This window comes from Cellulomonas chengniuliangii, assembly GCF_024508335.1.
Lineage (GTDB): Bacteria > Actinomycetota > Actinomycetes > Actinomycetales > Cellulomonadaceae > Cellulomonas_A > Cellulomonas_A chengniuliangii.
In genome coordinates, this window is sequence record NZ_CP101988.1 from 1,652,664 (window position 1) to 1,668,536 (window position 15,873).

The window sequence follows — 15,873 nt, forward strand, 5'->3', positions numbered from 1 at the left end:
TGCCGCGCACGCCACACGGGCCGCCGCGCGGCGCCACACTGGCCCTCATGAGCGAGCCGACGCGTCCGGTGATCTGGTCCGAGGGGCGCCTGCTGGGCCCCGACGAGCCGCTGGTGACAGCCGTGGACCACGGCCTGACCGTGGGGGACGGGGTCTTCGAGACCTGCGGCGTCGTGCGCGGCCAGGCGTTCGCGCTGACCCGGCACCTGCGGCGGTTGGCGCGCTCGGCACGAGGCCTCGGCCTGCCGGCGCCGGACGAGGCGGCGGTCCGCGCAGGCGTCGAGGCGGTGCTCGCCGCCAGCGGCCCGGACATCGGGCGCGTCAGGATCACCGTGACCGGCGGCCCTGGGCCCCTCGGCTCGCAGCGATTCGCCCCCGAGCAGGCCCACCCGACCGTGATCGTCCTCGGCGGCCCGGCGCCCCGCTCCCCGGTGGCGCGTGTCGCGCGCGTGCCGTGGGTGCGCAACGAGCGCTCGGCCGTCGCCGGGCTCAAGACCACCTCGTACGCGGAGAACGTCGTCGCGCTGGCGGAGGCCTACCGCCAGGGCGCCGACGAGGCGTTGCTCGCGAACACGATCGGCGAGCTCTGCGAGGGGACGGGCTCCAACGTGTTCGTGGAGCGTGACGGCGAGCTCCTCACCCCGCCGTTGTCGAGCGGCTGCCTGGCGGGCATCACGCGCGAGCTGCTGCTCGAGTGGTCCGCCGCGGAGGGCCTGCCGGCGCGCGAGGCCGCCCCGGGAGAGCTGGCCTACGCGGTGCTCGACGACGTGGTCGCAGGCCGGGCCGGGCTGGCCCTCAGCGGGTCGGTCCGCAACGTGTCGCCGGTGGTCGCGGTGGACGGGCGGCCGGTCGAGGCGGGTGCGCTCAGCGAGGCGGCGAGGAGGCTCTTCGAGGAGCGGATGGCGCAGGACGTCGACCCGTGAGCGATCCGCGAGCCTCGATCGCCTAGACGTCCACGAGGGTGACCCGCACGTGGGCGGTGTCGCCGATGTCGAGGCCCTCGGCCTTCCGCACCGCCTTCTTGACCGGCAGCACGTAGCCGCCCCGTCCGCCGTCGGGGAAGATCGACGTCCGCCAGCTCGTGCCGCCGATCGTCACGTCCACCCGCAGCGAGCCGAACCCGCGCGCGTACCGGTCGGCGACGTCCGCGATCTCGTCGGAGGCTTCTGCGGGCAGGGTCACGAAGGTCCACGTCTCGGTCCGCCGGGCCTCCCAGACCCAGACGGCGGCGTCGAACTCGTACGTCATGCTGCCCCCCGGTGTCGAGCTTTGATCTGGACGGGCACGCGACAGGCCGGCCACCTGAGCGGGTGGCCGGCCTGCGGCGAAGTGCGGGAGTCGCCCTCTCAGGCGGTCAGGAGCGCGGCGATGAGCGCGGAGATCTCGCTCTCCATGCGATCGCTCTCCGAGCCGAGGGGCACGAGGGCCTGGGTGGCGGCGAGGAAGCGCTCGAAGGGCTCGGCGGGAGTCGCGAGCAGCGCGCTGCCCTCGACGCCGCTGAGCGAGAGGAGCGCGTAGTCGGGGTCCTCGTCCCGCCACACCTGCACGTCGCCGGTTCCGGCGGGGGCGTCGCTCCGCGCCAGCATCCCCTGTACGAGGAGCTCGCGGCCGAGCAGCCAGGTGGACATGGTGTGAGGGCCGGTGAAGACAGCGCGAACCGTGTACGGGTCGGCTATCCGGAATGAGATCTCTGCGGTCACCGGGATCACGCTCGCGTCGGAGCTGATCAACTGCATGGTGACGACCTCGACGACGTCAAATGACTGCTGCGTCACCGGAGTCCTCCTGATTCGCACGGGAGTGGAGATGCCATCATGGCAGTGGGAGGCGGCTTCGTGGGGATATTCGTCCCAGAGTTCACCCATCAGGCCCTGAGACGGGTCCAGTTCGGAATATCGCCCAACGTTGGGTAGCATTCTCGACGTCAACCACGGTGGACGGCCTGCGGGTCGTGCTCTCGTGACGACGGGCGATTGGCTCAGTGGTAGAGCGCCTCGTTCACACCGAGGAGGTCACTGGTTCGAACCCAGTATCGCCCACCATCGTTTGCGCAGGTCAGAGGCCGGTTCCCGAGTGCGGGGACCGGCCTTCGCGCTTCCCGGGACACCCGGGCGAGGTCAGGCATCGGACGCCTCAAGCGTGGGGGCCTCGGCGGGTGTCGCCGACGACGCGGGCGTCGGAGCCGCGAGCGAGGCGAGCAGCAGGTCGTCGCGCCGTCCCAGGGGTGGACGTCGTGCCGGGCCCACAGCCCTGCGGAAGGCCTCGCTCGCGACCGAGAGCTCCCCGACGATCTGGACGACTCGCGGGTCGCCGACGTCTGCGCCCGCCGACTGGTGGAATGCGGCCACCATGCCGCCCTGCGCCTTCTCGGAGTCGGGGCACAGGGCGGCCTCGGCCGGGTCCAAGAACACAGTGCGCAACCAGCTCTCGCCGACGCGGATGTTGGGCGAGATCGCTGTGACGAGCTCGTTGGCCACATGCGGGCCGTACGCGTCGGCGGTGTCGATGTGGGTGACCCCGAGCTCGACCGCCTCTCGGATCACCCGGATGGCCTGGTCGCGGTCACGGGGCGGCCCCATCACCCCGGGGCCCGTGAGCTGCATCGCGCCGTAGCCGGTGCGGGTGACGACCAGGTCGTCGCCGAGCCCTTGCGGCTGCTGCTCGGCTCGGACGCGCACGCGTACGCCCCCGCGAAGGTGGACCTGCTCCGTGACACGCTCGGGCGGTCCCGCCTGAGCGCCGTGGCCACCGACTTCGCGATGGCCTAGTGGGCCCCACGGAGGCTTGGCGGGCATCGCGGCCCGCCGTGCTCCGGCCCCCGGCTGGCGGTGGCGCAGGGCTCTAGGGCGCCCCGCCGGACGGGTCGGGCGCCAGGCTCGGTAGCATCGGGGGTGCGCCCGCCGCATCGGCAGGCCTGAACTGAGGAGATCGCACCCGTGCCCGAGGACATCACCCTGACCGTCGACGGAACGAGCACCACGGTCGAGGCGGGCACCACGGGCGCCGACCTGTTCGGCGCCCGGCGCGAGGTGGTCGTAGTCCGCGTCGACGGCGAGCTGCGCGACCTGTCGCTGCCGCTGCCGGACGGCGCCGTGGTCGAGGCCGTGACGATCGACTCGCCCGACGGGCTGTCCGTGCTGCGCCACTCGGCCGCGCACGTGCTCGCGCAGGCCGTGCAGGAGGTCAACCCGCAGGCGAAGCTCGGCATCGGCCCGCCGATCACCGACGGGTTCTACTACGACTTCGACGTCGAGACCCCGTTCACGCCCGAGGACCTCAAGGCCCTCGAGAAGGTCATGCAGCGGATCGTCAAGGAAGGTCAGACGTTCCGCCGCTGGGACGTGACCGAGGACGAGGCGCGCGAGGCGCTGGCCGACGAGCCGTACAAGCTCGAACTGATCGGGCTCAAGGGCACCGCGGCGGAGGCCGGCGAGGGCGCGAGCGTCGAGGTGGGCCTGGGCGGGCTGAGCATCTACCAGAACGTCCGCCGCAACGGCGACGTCGCCTGGCAGGACCTGTGCCGCGGCCCCCACCTGCCCAGCACCAAGCTCATCGCGAACGGGTTCCAGCTCACGCGATCGGCCGCCGCCTACTGGCGCGGGTCCGAGAAGAACCCGCAACTGCAGCGCGTGTACGGCACGGCGTGGCCCACCAAGGACGAGCTCAAGGCGTACCTCGAGCGCCTGGCCGAGGCCGAGCGCCGCGACCACCGCCGGATCGGCGCGGAGCTCGACCTGTTCTCGTTCCCCGACGAGCTGGGATCCGGCCTGCCGGTGTTCCACCCCAAGGGCGGCATCATCCGCAATGAGATGGAGGACTACTCGCGCCGGAAGCACATCGAGGCCGGGTACTCGTTCGTCAACACCCCGCACATCACGAAGGGGGCGCTCTACGAGGAGTCCGGCCACCTGGACTGGTACCGGGACGGCATGTTCCCCCCGATGCACGTGGACGCCGAGCTCAACGACGACGGCACGGTCCGCAAGCCCGGCCAGGACTACTACCTCAAGCCGATGAACTGCCCGATGCACAACTTGATCTTCCGGTCACGTGGGCGCTCCTACCGTGAGCTGCCGCTGCGGCTGTTCGAGTTCGGCTCGGTGTACCGGTACGAGAAGTCGGGTGTCATCCACGGCCTGACGCGCGTGCGCGGCATGACGCAGGACGACGCGCACATCTACTGCACCCGCGAGCAGATGAAGGACGAGCTCACGACGACGCTGCAGTTCGTGCTGGACCTGCTCAAGGACTACGGGCTCGACGACTTCTACCTCGAGCTCTCGACCCGCAACCCCGAGAAGTCGGTGGGCTCGGAGGAGGTGTGGGACGAGGCGACCCGCACCCTCGCCGAGGTCGCGGAGGCGTCCGGCCTCGAGCTCGTGCCCGACCCAGGCGGCGCCGCGTTCTACGGCCCGAAGATCTCGGTGCAGGCCAAGGACGCGATCGGCCGCACCTGGCAGATGTCCACCATCCAGCTCGACTTCAACCTGCCCGAGCGCTTCGACCTCGAGTACACCGCCGCGGACGGCTCCCGTCAGCGCCCGGTGATGATCCACCGCGCGCTGTTCGGCTCGATCGAGCGGTTCTTCGGTGTGCTGACCGAGCACTACGCGGGGGCGTTCCCCGCCTGGCTCGCGCCCGTGCAGGTGCTGGCCGTGCCCGTCGCCGAGCCGTTCAACGACTACCTCGCCGACGTCGTGGCCCAGCTGCGGGCGCAGGGCGTCCGAGCCGAGCTGGACACCGGCGACGAGCGCTTCGGCAAGAAGATCCGCAACGCCAGCACCCAGAAGATCCCCTTCGTGCTGATCGCCGGGGGCGACGACGTGGACGCGGGCGCCGTGTCGTTCCGCTACCGCGACGGGCGCCAGGAGAACGGGGTGCCGGTGGCCGAGGCCGTCGAGCGCGTCGTCGCGGCCGTGCGCGACCGCGTCCAGGTCTGAGCCCGCGGTGAGCGACGACGAGCACCGGCTCCAGGTGGAGGACGGCGACGACCACGCGGGGGTCCCGGACGGGTTCCAGCGGCTGTGGACCCCGCACCGCATGGCGTACATCGGCGGCGAGAACAAGCCGTCGGACTCCGGGGCGGGCGATGGGTGCCCGTTCTGCCGTGCTCCGGGCCTGAGCGACGACGAGGGCCTGATCGTCGCCCGCGGCGGCGCGGCGTACGTGGTGCTCAACCTCTACCCGTACAACTCGGGGCATCTGCTGGTGTGCCCGTACCGCCACGTGGCCGACTACACCGACCTCACGCCCGAGGAGGTCGCCGAGGTCGCCGAGCTCACCCGCACGTCGATGCGCGTTCTGCGCGAGGTGTACGGTCCGGACGGCTTCAACCTCGGCATGAACCAGGGGCACGTCGCGGGGGCCGGCATCGCCGCGCACCTGCACCAGCACGTGGTGCCGCGGTGGGGCGGGGACTCGAACTTCCTGCCGATCGTGGCGCGCACCCGCGCGCTGCCGGAGATCTTGAGCGACACCAGGGCGCGCCTCGCCGCAGCGTGGCCGTCTGACCAGAGGGGATGATCGAGGCGTGCTGAACCGACTGCGGGGGTTCATGACGCGGGTCATGACGCCCCTGGCTGACGCCCTGCTCAAGCGGGGCGTCTCCCCAGACGCCGTGACGATCGCCGGCACGGTCGCCGTGGTGGTGGTGGCGCTGTGGCTGTACCCGACCGGCCACCTGCTCGTCGCCACGCTGCTGATCGCGGCGTTCGCGCTCACCGACTCGCTGGACGGGGTGATGGCCCGCCGTGCTGGCCGCTCGAGCAGCTGGGGCGCCTTCCTCGACTCGACGCTGGACCGGCTCGCGGACGCCGCGATCTTCTCCGGTCTGGTCCTGTGGTTCTTCGGCCGGGGCGACGACGCGCTGGCGGGCGGCCTCGCACTGGCCTGCCTGGTGCTGGGCTCGGTGGTGCCGTACGCGAGGGCCAGGGCCGAAGGCTTGGGCATGACCGCGTCGGTGGGCATAGCCGAGCGCGCGGACCGCCTCGCCGCGGTGCTCACCGCGACGGCGCTCGTCGGGGTGGGGCTGCCGTCGGTGATCCTCACCGTGGTGCTCGGCCTCCTCGCCGTCGCCTCCGCGATCACCGTCGTCCAACGCATGGCGACGGTGCGCGCCCAGGTCAGGGCGGCCTCATGAGGGACGTCACGGCGCCGCTGATCACCTGGTGCTGGCGGACGGCGGGCAAGGCCCCCGAGGGCCTTCTGCGCGTGGCGAGCGCCGTGGGCGCCGACGCCGTCTGGCTGCTGCACGGCGCCGGGGTGCGCCGCCTTGAGAGCAACCTCCGGCGCGTGCGCCCCCACGCCTCGCCGCGTGAGCTGCGCCGGTTGAGCCGGGCTGGCATGCGCTCGTACTTCCGATACTTCGCGGAGGCCTTCTCCCTGAGCCGGGTCACTCCCGAGCAGGTGGCCGCCCGTGTGCGGCCCGTGGGCATGGAGCCCATCGAGCGCGAGCTCGACGCGGACCGTCCCGTCGTCCTGGCCCTAGGGCACATGGGCAACTGGGACCTCGCCGGCGCGTGGGGGACCGTGCGGCTGGGGCCGGTGACCACGGTCGCCGAGCGGCTCCAGCCGGAGGAGCTGTTCCAGGAGTTCATGGACTTCCGGCGAGGGCTCGGGCTGACGATCATCCCGCTCGACGCCGACGGCGGGGTGTTCCGCCAGCTGCTCCGCGCGGCCCGCGGCCAGCGCGCGATCATCCCCCTGCTCGCGGACCGCGACCTGTCCGCCCGCGGCGGGGTCGAGGTCGACCTGTTCGGGGAGCGCGCGCGGGTGGCCGCCGGGCCGGCGTCGCTCGCGATCGCCACGGGGGCGCCGCTCGCTGCCGTCACCGTGTCCTACGAGCGCCTCCGCGGTGAGCGCCGCCGCGCGGCGGCGTCGCCCTGGGGGATCGTCGTGGAGTTCCACCCCGTGGCGCCCGTGCCCGCGCAGGGCTCCAGCGCGGAGAAGGTCGCGGCGATGACCCAGGCGTGGGTCGACCAGCTCGCCGACGGCATCGCGCGAGCCCCGCAGGACTGGCACATGCTGCAGCGGGTCTTCGTCAGCGACCTCGACCCGGAGCGGTACGCCGCGACCCAGGCGGCAGACAGCGCGGCACGCGCCAGCACGCAGGACCCCGCATGAGCGCCCCCGCCGAGGCGGTCCCGGGCTCGCGGCCGCTGCGGATCGGCATCGTCTGCCCGTACTCCTTCGACGTGCCCGGTGGCGTCCAGTTCCACGTGCGGGACCTGGCCGAGGCGCTGATCGCCCGCGGGCACGAGGTGTCGGTGCTCGCCCCCGCGGACGACGAGACCCCCATCGCGCCGTACATGACGGCGGCCGGCCGTGCGGTGCCGGTGCGCTACAACGGGGCTGTCGCCCGCCTGACCTTCGGGCCCGTCACCGCGGCGCGGGTGCGGCGGTGGCTCGCGGCGGGGGAGTTCGACGTGCTGCACCTGCACGAGCCGGTGACGCCGAGCCTCGGCATGCTCGCGCTGTGGATCGCCGACGGGCCCATCGTCGCGACGTTCCACACGGCGTTGCTGCGCTCCCGCCCCCTGCAGCTGGCCTACCCCCTGGTGCGGCAGTCGCTCGAGAAGATCGGCGCCCGGATCGCCGTCTCCGAGGACGCCCGGCGCACGCTCGTGGAGCACCTCGGCGGCGACGCGGTGGTGATCCCCAACGGCGTGTACGTCGACACGTTCGCGGAGGCGAAGCCCGACGACCGCTGGGTGGGCACCGCCGAGGCCCCGACCGTGGCGTTCCTCGGCCGCCTGGACGAGGCGCGCAAGGGCCTCGCGGTGCTGCTCAGCGCGGTGCCGGAGATCCTCCGCCGTCGGCCGGGCACGCGCTTCCTCGTGGCGGGCCGCGGCGAGACCGGGCCTGATGACGTGCGCGCCCTGATCGGCGACGAGGCGGCCCGTGCCGTCGAGTTCCTCGGGGAGATCACCGACGAGGAGAAGGCCCAACTGCTCTCGTCCGTGGACGTGTACTGCGCCCCGCAGACGGGCGGGGAGAGCTTCGGCATCGTGCTCGTCGAGGCGATGAGCGCCGGCGCGGCGGTGGTCGCGAGCGACCTCGGGGCCTTCCGGCGCGTGCTGGCGGAGGGCGAGGCGGGCGTGCTGTTCCGCACCGGCGACTCGCAGGATCTGGCGCGCACGATGGTGCGCGTGCTGGGGGACGAGGACGAGCGGCGCGGTTTGGTGGCGAGGGCCGCTGAGGCGGTGCGCCGCTACGACTGGTCCTCGGTGACGCACGAGGTGCTGACGGTGTACGAGATGGTCGTCGAGGGACGCGACACGCCCGTGGTCGAGGACCCGTCCTCGCGCAGGGGAGCCCGGATGCTCGAGCGGCGCCGCGCGCGAGGGGAGTCCCGATGAGCTGGTCTGAGGCCGCGGTGCTCGTCGCCGCGCTGATCGCGTTGGCTGTGTGGTGGGTGTGGGTGGCCGCCTCCCGCCTCGACCGCCTGCACCGCAAGGTGGCGGCGTCGCTCGCGGTGGTGGACGCGCAGCTGCTGCGCCGCGCGTCGGCGGCGTCGCAGCTCGCGGCGTCGGGGCTGATGGACCCGGTGAGCTCGCTGCTCGTCGGCGAGGCCGCTTGGCGCGCGATGGTCGCGGGCGGCCAGGACGTCCCTGCCCTGACGACCCTGCCCCTCGAGCTGGACGGAGGTGCGGCGGCGAGGGTCCACGGCGCCGATCCGCACGCTCAGGCCGACCGTGGGATGGCCGAGAGCGAGCTGTCGGCGACGTTGCGCACTGTGCTCGACGACCCCGAAGAGGTCGCGGAGCTGCGCGAGGAGCCTGTCGGCAAAGAGCTGCTCGACGCCCTCGCGACCGCCTGGTACCGCGTGCAGCTCGCGCGAAGGTTCCACAACGAGGCGGTCGCGCAGACCCAACGGCTGCGCCGCGGATGGGCCGTGCGGATGCTGCGTCTCGCCGGCAGCGCCGCCTTGCCGCAGACCCTCGAGCTCGACGACGCCTGGCCCGACGCGCTCGGCAGGCCCGGGCTTCCCGCGGCGCCTACAGGGCGGACACCCTCCGCCGGCTGACAGGCCCGTGACTAGCATGGGCGGCGAAGCGCGCAAGCGCTCATCCTCTCGTCCACCACCTGATCTGCGAGGCCAGTGTGACCAGTGACTTCAGCACGTCCGCCGCAACTGCCTCCATGGAATCGGCCGTGGGCACCGCCCGCGTCAAGCGCGGCATGGCCGAGATGCTCAAGGGCGGCGTGATCATGGACGTCGTCAACGCCGAGCAGGCCAAGATCGCCGAGGACGCCGGAGCGGTTGCCGTCATGGCCCTCGAGCGGGTCCCCGCCGACATCCGCTCGCAGGGCGGGGTGGCGCGGATGAGCGACCCCGACTTGATCGACGGCATCATCGCCGCCGTCTCGATCCCCGTGATGGCGAAGGCCCGCATCGGCCACTTCGTCGAGGCGCAGGTCCTCGAGAGCCTCGGGGTGGACTACGTCGACGAGTCCGAGGTCCTGACGCCGGCCGACTACGAGCACCACATCGACAAGTGGGCCTTCACCGTGCCGTTCGTGTGCGGGGCGACGAACCTGGGCGAGGCGCTGCGCCGGATCACCGAGGGCGCCGCCATGATCCGCTCGAAGGGCGAGGCCGGCACGGGCGACGTCTCGAACGCGACGACCCACATGCGGACGCTGCGCGACCAGATCCGTCGGTTGACCTCGCTGCCGGAGGACGAGCTCTTCGTCGCCGCCAAGGAGTTGCAAGCGCCCTACGACCTGGTCAAGGAGGTCGCCCGCACCGGCAAGCTGCCCGTCGTGCTGTTCACGGCCGGCGGCATCGCCACGCCCTCCGACGCCGCGATGATGATGCAGCTCGGCGCCGAGGGCGTGTTCGTCGGATCGGGCATCTTCAAGTCGGGCAACCCGGCGGACCGCGCGGCGGCCATCGTCAAGGCGACCACGTTCTACGACGACCCGGCCGTGATCGCCAAGGTCTCCCGTGGGCTGGGCGAGGCCATGGTCGGGATCAACGTCGACGACGTGCCCGTGGGGCACCGCTTGGCCGAGCGCGGCTGGTGACGGACGCGGATCGCGGCCCGGTCCACGCCCTGGGCCCTGACTGGGTCCTGGGCGAGGACGGGCTGCGCTTCCGGCGGGCGGCGCGCGTGATCCTGCTCGACCAGCGCGACCGCGTGCTGCTGGTGCGCGGTCATGACGCGGACCAGCCGAGCCGGAGCTGGTGGTTCACCGTCGGGGGCGGCATCGACGCGGGGGAGGATTCCCGCGCGGCCGCCGTCCGCGAGGTGCGCGAGGAGACGGGGCTGGTACTGCGGCCCGAGCAGCTGGTGGGTCCGGTGTTCACCCGCTCCGCCGTGTTCGACTTCGTGGCCGAGCACTGCCGGCAGGACGAGGACATCTACGTGGCGCGCCTCGACGCGGGGGCCGCGGCGGAGGCTGCCGCGTTGAGCCGTGCGGGCTGGACCGACCTCGAGCGCGACGTCATCGACGAGCTCCGTTGGTGGGACCTCGAGGACCTCGCCCGGGAAGAGCTCGAGGTGTTCCCCGAAGGGCTCGCGGGACTGGTGCGCAGCCTGCTGCCGGGGTGGGACGGCCGCACACGGCGCCTGGGGCTGGGCGCCGCGTAAGCGCTCGCATCGTGGTCTTCTCGGTCTCACTCGGTGAATCACCGCAGTGACGCCGCAGGCTGGGGTTACCGTGCGGTACGTGCCGTCAAACATCTCTCCAGTCCTCCGGATGCAGCGCAGCGGCATCCGGCACCTCATGGAGCTCGCGATGCTGGACCCCACCGCCATCAGGCTGGAGCTCGGCGAGCCCGACGTGCCGACCCCTCCCCACGTGGTGGAGGCCGCGGCCCAGGACGCCCGCGACGGGCACACCGGCTACACCTCGAGCATCGGATCTCTCGAGCTGCGCACCGCGCTCGCGCAGAAGGTCGGCGAGTCCAACGGGCTGGCCGTCGGCGCGGACGACGTGGTGGTCACCCACGGGGCGATGCACGGCCTCGCGATGGCCATCAACGCCACCATGGGACCGGGCGACGAGATGCTCGTGCCCGACCCGGAGTTCCCGAACTGGCGTATGGCCGCAGCGGCCGTGGGCGTGGACGTGAGCACCTACCCCGCGCGCGCCGAGGCTGGCTTCGTGCCCACTCTCGCGGACATCGAGGCGGCGATCACGCCCCGCACCAAGGTCATCCTCGTCAACTCGCCCAACAACCCCACAGGCGCCATGTACCCGGCGGAGGTGCTGGCCGGCATCGTGGACATCGCGCGTCGGCACGACCTGTGGGTGTTCTCCGACGAGTGCTACGAGGCGATCACGTTCGGCGCCGAGCACGTGAGCCCGGCCTCGTTCGACACCGACGGCCGCGTCGTCACGTTCTTCACCTTCTCCAAGACGTACGCCATGACCGGCTGGCGGCTCGGCTACGTGGTCACCCGCGACCCGTCTGTGCACGACCTGCTGGGCCAGGTGGCCGAGGCCACCGTCGCGTGCCCGTCGACGGTGAGCCAGCGGGCGGCCCTGGCGGCCCTGCGCGGCTCCCAGGAGGACGTCGTGCGGGCGGTCGCCTCCTACCGCCGCCGCCGGGACGCCGCCGTCGCACTGCTCGACACCCGGGGCATCCCCTACGTGATGCCCGAGGGCGCCTTCTACCTGATGGTCGACGTGTCCCGGGCCACCCCGGACAGCGAGGAGTTCGCCCTCGCGCTGCTCCGCGACCGCCACGTGTCGGTGTCGCCAGGCTCCGCGTTCGGCGCGGGCGGCGAGGGCATGGTCCGGGTCTCCCTCGCCTCGGACGAGGCCGCGATCCTGGCCGGCCTGGGCCGGCTCGCGGACTACGTCGACGCATGGCAGGCAGAGCGTGAGGCCGCGGTCATCGCAGTGGGGACGTCCGCGCAGCTCGGCTGAGGCAGGCCCTAGGATCTGCTGCCGTGACGGCGACGATCGGGATCTTGGCACTGCAAGGTGATGTGCGCGAGCACGCCGCCGCCCTGGCGGCCGCCGGCGCGCGCGCCGTGCCCGTCCGCCGCGTGGCCGAGCTGGACGCGATCGACGGCTTGGTGATCCCGGGCGGCGAGTCCACCACGATCGACAAGCTGCTGCGCGCCTTCGACCTGTTCGAGCCGCTGCGGGACCGACTCCGCGGCGGGCTGCCGGCGTACGGGTCGTGCGCGGGGATGATCTTGCTCGCCGACCGGATCCTGGGCGGCGCCGCCGGCCAGCAGGTGCTCGGCGGGCTCGACATCACGGTGCGGCGCAACGCCTTCGGCCGCCAGGTCGACTCGTTCGAGACAGACCTGGTCATCGACGGCATCGAGGACAGCGCGACGTCCCCGCTGCACGCGGTCTTCATCCGCGCGCCGTGGGTCGAGGAGGTCGGTCCCGCGGCCGAGGTGCTCGGGCGCGTCGACACAGGGCCTGCCGCCGGTAGGATCGTCGCGGTGCGCCAGGGCCCACTGCTCGCGACCTCCTTCCATCCGGAGGTCACCGGCGACGCGCGGGTGCATCGACTGTTCGTGCAGATCGTCCGCGACAGCCTCTGACCCCGCCCGTCGCGGCGCTGATCGGGCTTCGTGGGCGGAGACGAAGGGGTAGCGATGTCGGGTCACTCCAAGTGGGCCACCACCAAGCACAAGAAGGCCGTCGTCGACGCCAAGCGGAGCAAGCTCTTCGCGAAGCTGATCAAGAACATCGAGGTGGCCGCCCGCACGGGCGGCGGTGACGTCGCGGGCAACCCGACGCTCTTCGACGCGATCCAGAAGGCGAAGCGGACCTCGGTCCCCATCGACAACATCAACCGCGCCGTCAAGCGCGGCTCCGGCCAGGAGGCCGGCGGCGCCGACTACGAGACGATCATGTACGAGGGCTACGGCCCCGGCGGCATCGCGGTGCTCGTGGAGTGCCTCACCGACAACCGCAACCGGGCGGCGTCCGACGTGCGCGTGGCGTTCACCCGCAACGGCGGCCAGATGGCCGACCCTGGCTCGGTGTCGTACCTGTTCTCCCGCCGTGGCGTCGTCATGGTGCCCAAGGAGGGCACGGACGAGGACTCCGTGATGGAGGCCGCGCTCGACGCCGGCGTCGAGGAGGTCAACGACTTCGGCGACTCGTTCGAGGTGCTCTCCGCCGCGACCGACCTGGTGCCCGTGCGCACGGCGCTCCAGGAGGCCGGTATCGAGTACGACTCGGCGGACGTCGTGTTCTACCCGTCGATGCAGATCGAGGTCGACGTCGAGGGCGTGCGCAAGATCATGCGCCTGATCGACGCGCTCGAGGACTCGGACGACGTGCAGAACGTGTACGCCAACTTCGACGCCTCCGACGAGGTCATGGCGGAGCTCGACGCCGAGTGAGCCGTCTGGGCGCGCCGGGCGGGCCTGCCGCCCGGCGGCCCGGCGGGCTGGGAGACTGAGCGCGTGCGCGTGCTCGGAGTCGACCCCGGCCTGACCCGCTGCGGCCTGGGCGTCGTCGACGGGCTTCCCGGGCGGAAGGCGCGCATGGTCGCCGTGGGCGTGGCGCGCTCGGACGCCTCCCACCAGATCGACCAGCGCCTGCTGGCCATCTCGGTGCAGCTCGACGAGTGGATCGAGGAGCACGCCCCGGACACGGTGGCCATCGAGCGCGTCTTCGCGCAGCACAACGTCAGCACCGTGATGGGCACCGCGCAGGTGGCGGGGCTCGCGATGCTCGCGGCGGCGCGCCGTCGCATCCCCGTGGCGCTGCACACCCCCAGCGAGGTGAAGGCCGCGGTCACGGGCAGTGGGCGCGCCGACAAGGCGCAGGTCCAGGTCATGGTGCAGCGGCTCCTCGCGCTCGACGAGCTGCCGCGCCCGGCGGACGCGGCCGACGCCCTCGCCCTGGCGATTTGCCACCTGTGGCGGCCCGCTGGCGCGCTCGGGGCCCCGCAGCGGGCTCCTGGGTCGATGACGGCGGCGCAGCGAGCCTGGGCGGCTGCCGAGCAGGCCGCGCGAGCCCGCGGCTGACCGCCCGCGCACGGGCTGCCGCGGCTGGCGGTCGCGTGTCGTTCGTACAGGTGTTCGTGCGCATGGGATAGTTCTGTCGGGCGCGCGTCGGTCGCGGTCCGAGGACGAGGGAGGACCACGGGTGATCGCGTCGGTACGAGGCACGGTGCAGGCTGTGCGGCTGGACGCCGCGGTCGTGGAGGTCGGCGGTGTGGGCATGCTCGTCCAGGCCACGCCGACCACGCTCGCCGGGCTGCGCGTCGGGGCCGAGGCCCTGCTGTGGACGTCCCTCGTGGTGCGCGAGGACTCGCTCACCCTGTTCGGCTTCGCTGACTCCGACGAGCGCGAGGTGTTCGAGGTGCTGCAGACCGTCAGCGGGGTGGGCCCACGGCTCGCCCTCGCGATGCTCGCGGTGCACAGCCCCGACGGGCTGCGACGGGCCGTCGCGGGGGAGGACCTCGCCGCGCTCAAGCGGGTCCCGGGGATCGGGCACAAGGGCGCCCAACGGATCGTGCTGGAGCTCGGCGGCCGGCTCGGGGCGCCCGCGACAGCGTCGGACGGGGCGTTCACGCCATTGCCCGTGACGGACCGGCGGGCGCAGGTGGTGGACGCGCTCGTCGGCCTGGGCTGGAACGCGCGCGCCGCCGAGGACGCGGTGGCGCAGGTCCTCGAGGCCGACGGCGGGGTGGACGCCAACGATGTGGCCGGCGTGCTGCGGGCCGCGCTGCGGTCGCTGGGCGGCGGCCGTGGCTGAGCTCGACGACGACATCCGCGACCTGGGACGTGACGGCCTGGCGTCGTCCGACGCCGAGGCGTCCGTCGTGCGGCCGGACGCGTCCGACCTGGAGCGCGCGGCGGAGGCCGCGCTGCGCCCGCGCCGGCTCGACGAGTTCGTCGGCCAGCACGTGGTGCGCGACCAGCTCTCGCTGATCCTCGACGCGGCCGCAGGGCGGGGGAAGGCGCCGGACCACGTGCTGCTGTCCGGCCCGCCCGGCCTGGGCAAGACGACGCTGGCCATGATCATCGCCGCCGAGCTGGGCACGTCGCTGCGCGTCACCAGCGGTCCCGCCATCCAGCACGCCGGCGACCTCGCGGCGGTGCTGTCGTCGCTCGAGGAGAACGAGGTCCTCTTCCTCGACGAGATCCACCGCCTCGCGCGACCCGCCGAGGAGCTGCTCTACGTGGCGATGGAGGACTTCCGGGTCGACGTGGTGGTGGGCAAGGGCGCCGGCGCGAGTGCGATCCCGCTGTCGTTGCCGCCGTTCACGGTCGTGGGCGCCACCACGCGCGCCGGCCTGCTGCCCGCCCCGCTGCGCGACAGGTTCGGCTTCACCGCCCACCTCGACTTCTACTCCGCCGAGGAGCTCGAGCGGGTGCTGTCCCGATCAGCGGGGTTGCTGGGCGTGCCCCTCGACGCCGAGGCCGCGGGCGAGATCGCCTCGCGGTCCCGGGGCACCCCGCGTATCGCCAACCGCCTGCTCCGCAGGGTGAGGGACTGGGCGCAGGTCCGTGGCGATGGACGGCTGTCCCTCGAGGCAGCCCGGGCGGCGCTCGAGGTCTACGAGGTCGACCCGCTGGGGCTCGACCGGCTCGACCGGGCGGTGCTGACCGCGCTGTGCATGCGGTTCGGCGGCGGGCCTGTCGGGCTCACAACCCTGGCCGTCGCCGTGGGGGAGGAGCCGGAGACCGTCGAGACCGTGGCCGAGCCATTCCTGGTGCGCGAGGGCTTGGTGGGCCGGACTCCCCGGGGGCGCATCGCGATGCCCGCGGCCTGGGAGCACCTCGGCCTCACGGCGCCCGCAGCCTCGGGGACGCTGTTCACGTAGTGCCCGCCGCCTCGGAACTGTGGGCGCGTGTGAAACGTTATGCAAGCCGTCGTGCGCGTTCCGCGTGCGGAGAAGGCCGCGAGAGGTTAGGCGCGCGCAGGTTGGGCGCCTAG

At 72.8% G+C, this 15,873-nt stretch carries 18 protein-coding genes and 1 tRNA gene; 16 read left to right on the forward strand and 3 right to left on the reverse strand.

Features of this window, described 5'->3' with window-relative positions:
• Nucleotides 1-47: 47 nt before the first annotated feature.
• The gene (locus NP064_RS07660; RefSeq protein ID WP_227569031.1) at nucleotides 48-923 is read left to right on the forward strand and encodes an aminotransferase class IV; all 876 of its coding nucleotides are present in this window, start codon (nucleotides 48-50) and stop codon (nucleotides 921-923) included.
• Between the two features lie 22 nt (nucleotides 924-945).
• On the opposite strand, the gene NP064_RS07665 is transcribed toward NP064_RS07660, so the two are convergent.
• Entirely contained in the window at nucleotides 946-1,248 is a 303-nt protein-coding gene (locus tag NP064_RS07665) for a DUF1905 domain-containing protein (protein WP_227569032.1), read from the reverse strand.
• A 98-nt stretch (nucleotides 1,249-1,346) separates the two neighbouring features.
• Nucleotides 1,347-1,775, reverse strand: coding sequence for an SsgA family sporulation/cell division regulator (locus NP064_RS07670; protein WP_227569033.1), 429 nt, complete (start codon nucleotides 1,773-1,775; stop codon nucleotides 1,347-1,349).
• A 192-nt stretch (nucleotides 1,776-1,967) separates the two neighbouring features.
• On the opposite strand from NP064_RS07670, the gene NP064_RS07675 reads away from it, so the two are divergent.
• Nucleotides 1,968-2,042 (forward strand) — tRNA-Val (locus NP064_RS07675).
• 75 nt (nucleotides 2,043-2,117) lie between these two features.
• Here NP064_RS07675 and NP064_RS07680 read toward each other — a convergent pair.
• Nucleotides 2,118-2,603: an aldo/keto reductase gene (locus tag NP064_RS07680; protein ID WP_227569186.1), complete on the reverse strand. Its 486-nt coding sequence runs from the start codon at nucleotides 2,601-2,603 to the stop codon at nucleotides 2,118-2,120.
• A 333-nt stretch (nucleotides 2,604-2,936) separates the two neighbouring features.
• Between NP064_RS07680 and thrS the strand changes: the two genes are divergently transcribed.
• The 14 genes from thrS (at nucleotide 2,937) to ruvB (ending at nucleotide 15,760) form a co-directional block, all read left to right on the forward strand.
• Nucleotides 2,937-4,940 carry a threonine--tRNA ligase gene (gene thrS, locus NP064_RS07685; protein ID WP_227569034.1) on the forward strand — a complete coding sequence of 668 codons (2,004 nt, stop codon included), beginning with the start codon at nucleotides 2,937-2,939 and terminating at the stop codon, nucleotides 4,938-4,940.
• A gap of 7 nt (nucleotides 4,941-4,947) precedes the next feature.
• Entirely contained in the window at nucleotides 4,948-5,523 is a 576-nt protein-coding gene (locus NP064_RS07690) for an HIT family protein (RefSeq protein ID WP_227569035.1), read from the forward strand.
• Between the two features lie 7 nt (nucleotides 5,524-5,530).
• Entirely contained in the window at nucleotides 5,531-6,139 is a 609-nt protein-coding gene (gene pgsA, locus NP064_RS07695) for a phosphatidylinositol phosphate synthase (RefSeq protein ID WP_227569036.1), read from the forward strand.
• On the forward strand, nucleotides 6,136-7,122 hold the full coding sequence (locus tag NP064_RS07700) for a phosphatidylinositol mannoside acyltransferase (RefSeq protein ID WP_227569037.1): 987 nt from the start codon (nucleotides 6,136-6,138) through the stop codon (nucleotides 7,120-7,122). Before pgsA ends, NP064_RS07700 begins: the two co-directional genes overlap by 4 nt.
• Nucleotides 7,119-8,357, forward strand: a complete 1,239-nt coding sequence (locus NP064_RS07705; protein WP_284439691.1) for a glycosyltransferase family 4 protein — start codon at nucleotides 7,119-7,121, stop codon at nucleotides 8,355-8,357. Before NP064_RS07700 ends, NP064_RS07705 begins: the two co-directional genes overlap by 4 nt.
• Nucleotides 8,354-9,025: a LemA family protein gene (locus NP064_RS07710; RefSeq protein ID WP_227569038.1), complete on the forward strand. Its 672-nt coding sequence runs from the start codon at nucleotides 8,354-8,356 to the stop codon at nucleotides 9,023-9,025. The genes NP064_RS07705 and NP064_RS07710 overlap by 4 nt, the downstream gene beginning before the upstream one ends.
• 116 nt (nucleotides 9,026-9,141) lie before the next feature.
• Nucleotides 9,142-10,029 (forward strand): pyridoxal 5'-phosphate synthase lyase subunit PdxS, encoded by an 888-nt coding sequence (gene pdxS, locus NP064_RS07715; protein WP_227569039.1) that lies wholly within the window; start codon nucleotides 9,142-9,144, stop codon nucleotides 10,027-10,029.
• Nucleotides 10,026-10,595, forward strand: coding sequence for an NUDIX hydrolase (locus NP064_RS07720; RefSeq protein WP_227569040.1), 570 nt, complete (start codon nucleotides 10,026-10,028; stop codon nucleotides 10,593-10,595). The genes pdxS and NP064_RS07720 overlap by 4 nt, the downstream gene beginning before the upstream one ends.
• 109 nt (nucleotides 10,596-10,704) lie before the next feature.
• Nucleotides 10,705-11,880, forward strand: a complete 1,176-nt coding sequence (locus NP064_RS07725) for a pyridoxal phosphate-dependent aminotransferase (protein WP_256813839.1) — start codon at nucleotides 10,705-10,707, stop codon at nucleotides 11,878-11,880.
• 23 nt (nucleotides 11,881-11,903) lie between these two features.
• Nucleotides 11,904-12,515 (forward strand): pyridoxal 5'-phosphate synthase glutaminase subunit PdxT, encoded by a 612-nt coding sequence (pdxT, locus tag NP064_RS07730; protein WP_227569042.1) that lies wholly within the window; start codon nucleotides 11,904-11,906, stop codon nucleotides 12,513-12,515.
• Between the two features lie 54 nt (nucleotides 12,516-12,569).
• Nucleotides 12,570-13,325 (forward strand): YebC/PmpR family DNA-binding transcriptional regulator, encoded by a 756-nt coding sequence (locus tag NP064_RS07735; RefSeq protein ID WP_227569043.1) that lies wholly within the window; start codon nucleotides 12,570-12,572, stop codon nucleotides 13,323-13,325.
• Between the two features lie 63 nt (nucleotides 13,326-13,388).
• The gene (ruvC, locus tag NP064_RS07740; RefSeq protein WP_227569044.1) at nucleotides 13,389-13,955 is read left to right on the forward strand and encodes a crossover junction endodeoxyribonuclease RuvC; all 567 of its coding nucleotides are present in this window, start codon (nucleotides 13,389-13,391) and stop codon (nucleotides 13,953-13,955) included.
• A gap of 121 nt (nucleotides 13,956-14,076) precedes the next feature.
• Nucleotides 14,077-14,688: a Holliday junction branch migration protein RuvA gene (gene ruvA / locus NP064_RS07745; protein ID WP_227569045.1), complete on the forward strand. Its 612-nt coding sequence runs from the start codon at nucleotides 14,077-14,079 to the stop codon at nucleotides 14,686-14,688.
• Nucleotides 14,681-15,760: a Holliday junction branch migration DNA helicase RuvB gene (gene ruvB, locus NP064_RS07750; protein ID WP_372456361.1), complete on the forward strand. Its 1,080-nt coding sequence runs from the start codon at nucleotides 14,681-14,683 to the stop codon at nucleotides 15,758-15,760. The genes ruvA and ruvB overlap by 8 nt, the downstream gene beginning before the upstream one ends.
• Nucleotides 15,761-15,873 lie beyond the last annotated feature (113 nt).

What these genes read in the sequence shown, in the direction of transcription:
- NP064_RS07660 (WP_227569031.1), top strand. Translation starts at nt 48, where the DNA reads ATGAGCGAGCCGACGCGTCCGGTGATCTGGTCCGAGGGGCGCCTGCTG.
- NP064_RS07665 (WP_227569032.1), bottom strand. Translation starts at nt 1,248, where the DNA reads ATGACGTACGAGTTCGACGCCGCCGTCTGGGTCTGGGAGGCCCGGCGG.
- NP064_RS07680 (WP_227569186.1), bottom strand. Translation starts at nt 2,603, where the DNA reads ATGCAGCTCACGGGCCCCGGGGTGATGGGGCCGCCCCGTGACCGCGAC.
- NP064_RS07700 (WP_227569037.1), top strand. Translation starts at nt 6,136, where the DNA reads ATGAGGGACGTCACGGCGCCGCTGATCACCTGGTGCTGGCGGACGGCG.
- NP064_RS07705 (WP_284439691.1), top strand. Translation starts at nt 7,119, where the DNA reads ATGAGCGCCCCCGCCGAGGCGGTCCCGGGCTCGCGGCCGCTGCGGATC.
- NP064_RS07710 (WP_227569038.1), top strand. Translation starts at nt 8,354, where the DNA reads ATGAGCTGGTCTGAGGCCGCGGTGCTCGTCGCCGCGCTGATCGCGTTG.
- pdxS (WP_227569039.1), top strand. Translation starts at nt 9,142, where the DNA reads ATGGAATCGGCCGTGGGCACCGCCCGCGTCAAGCGCGGCATGGCCGAG.
- NP064_RS07725 (WP_256813839.1), top strand. Translation starts at nt 10,705, where the DNA reads ATGCAGCGCAGCGGCATCCGGCACCTCATGGAGCTCGCGATGCTGGAC.
- NP064_RS07735 (WP_227569043.1), top strand. Translation starts at nt 12,570, where the DNA reads ATGTCGGGTCACTCCAAGTGGGCCACCACCAAGCACAAGAAGGCCGTC.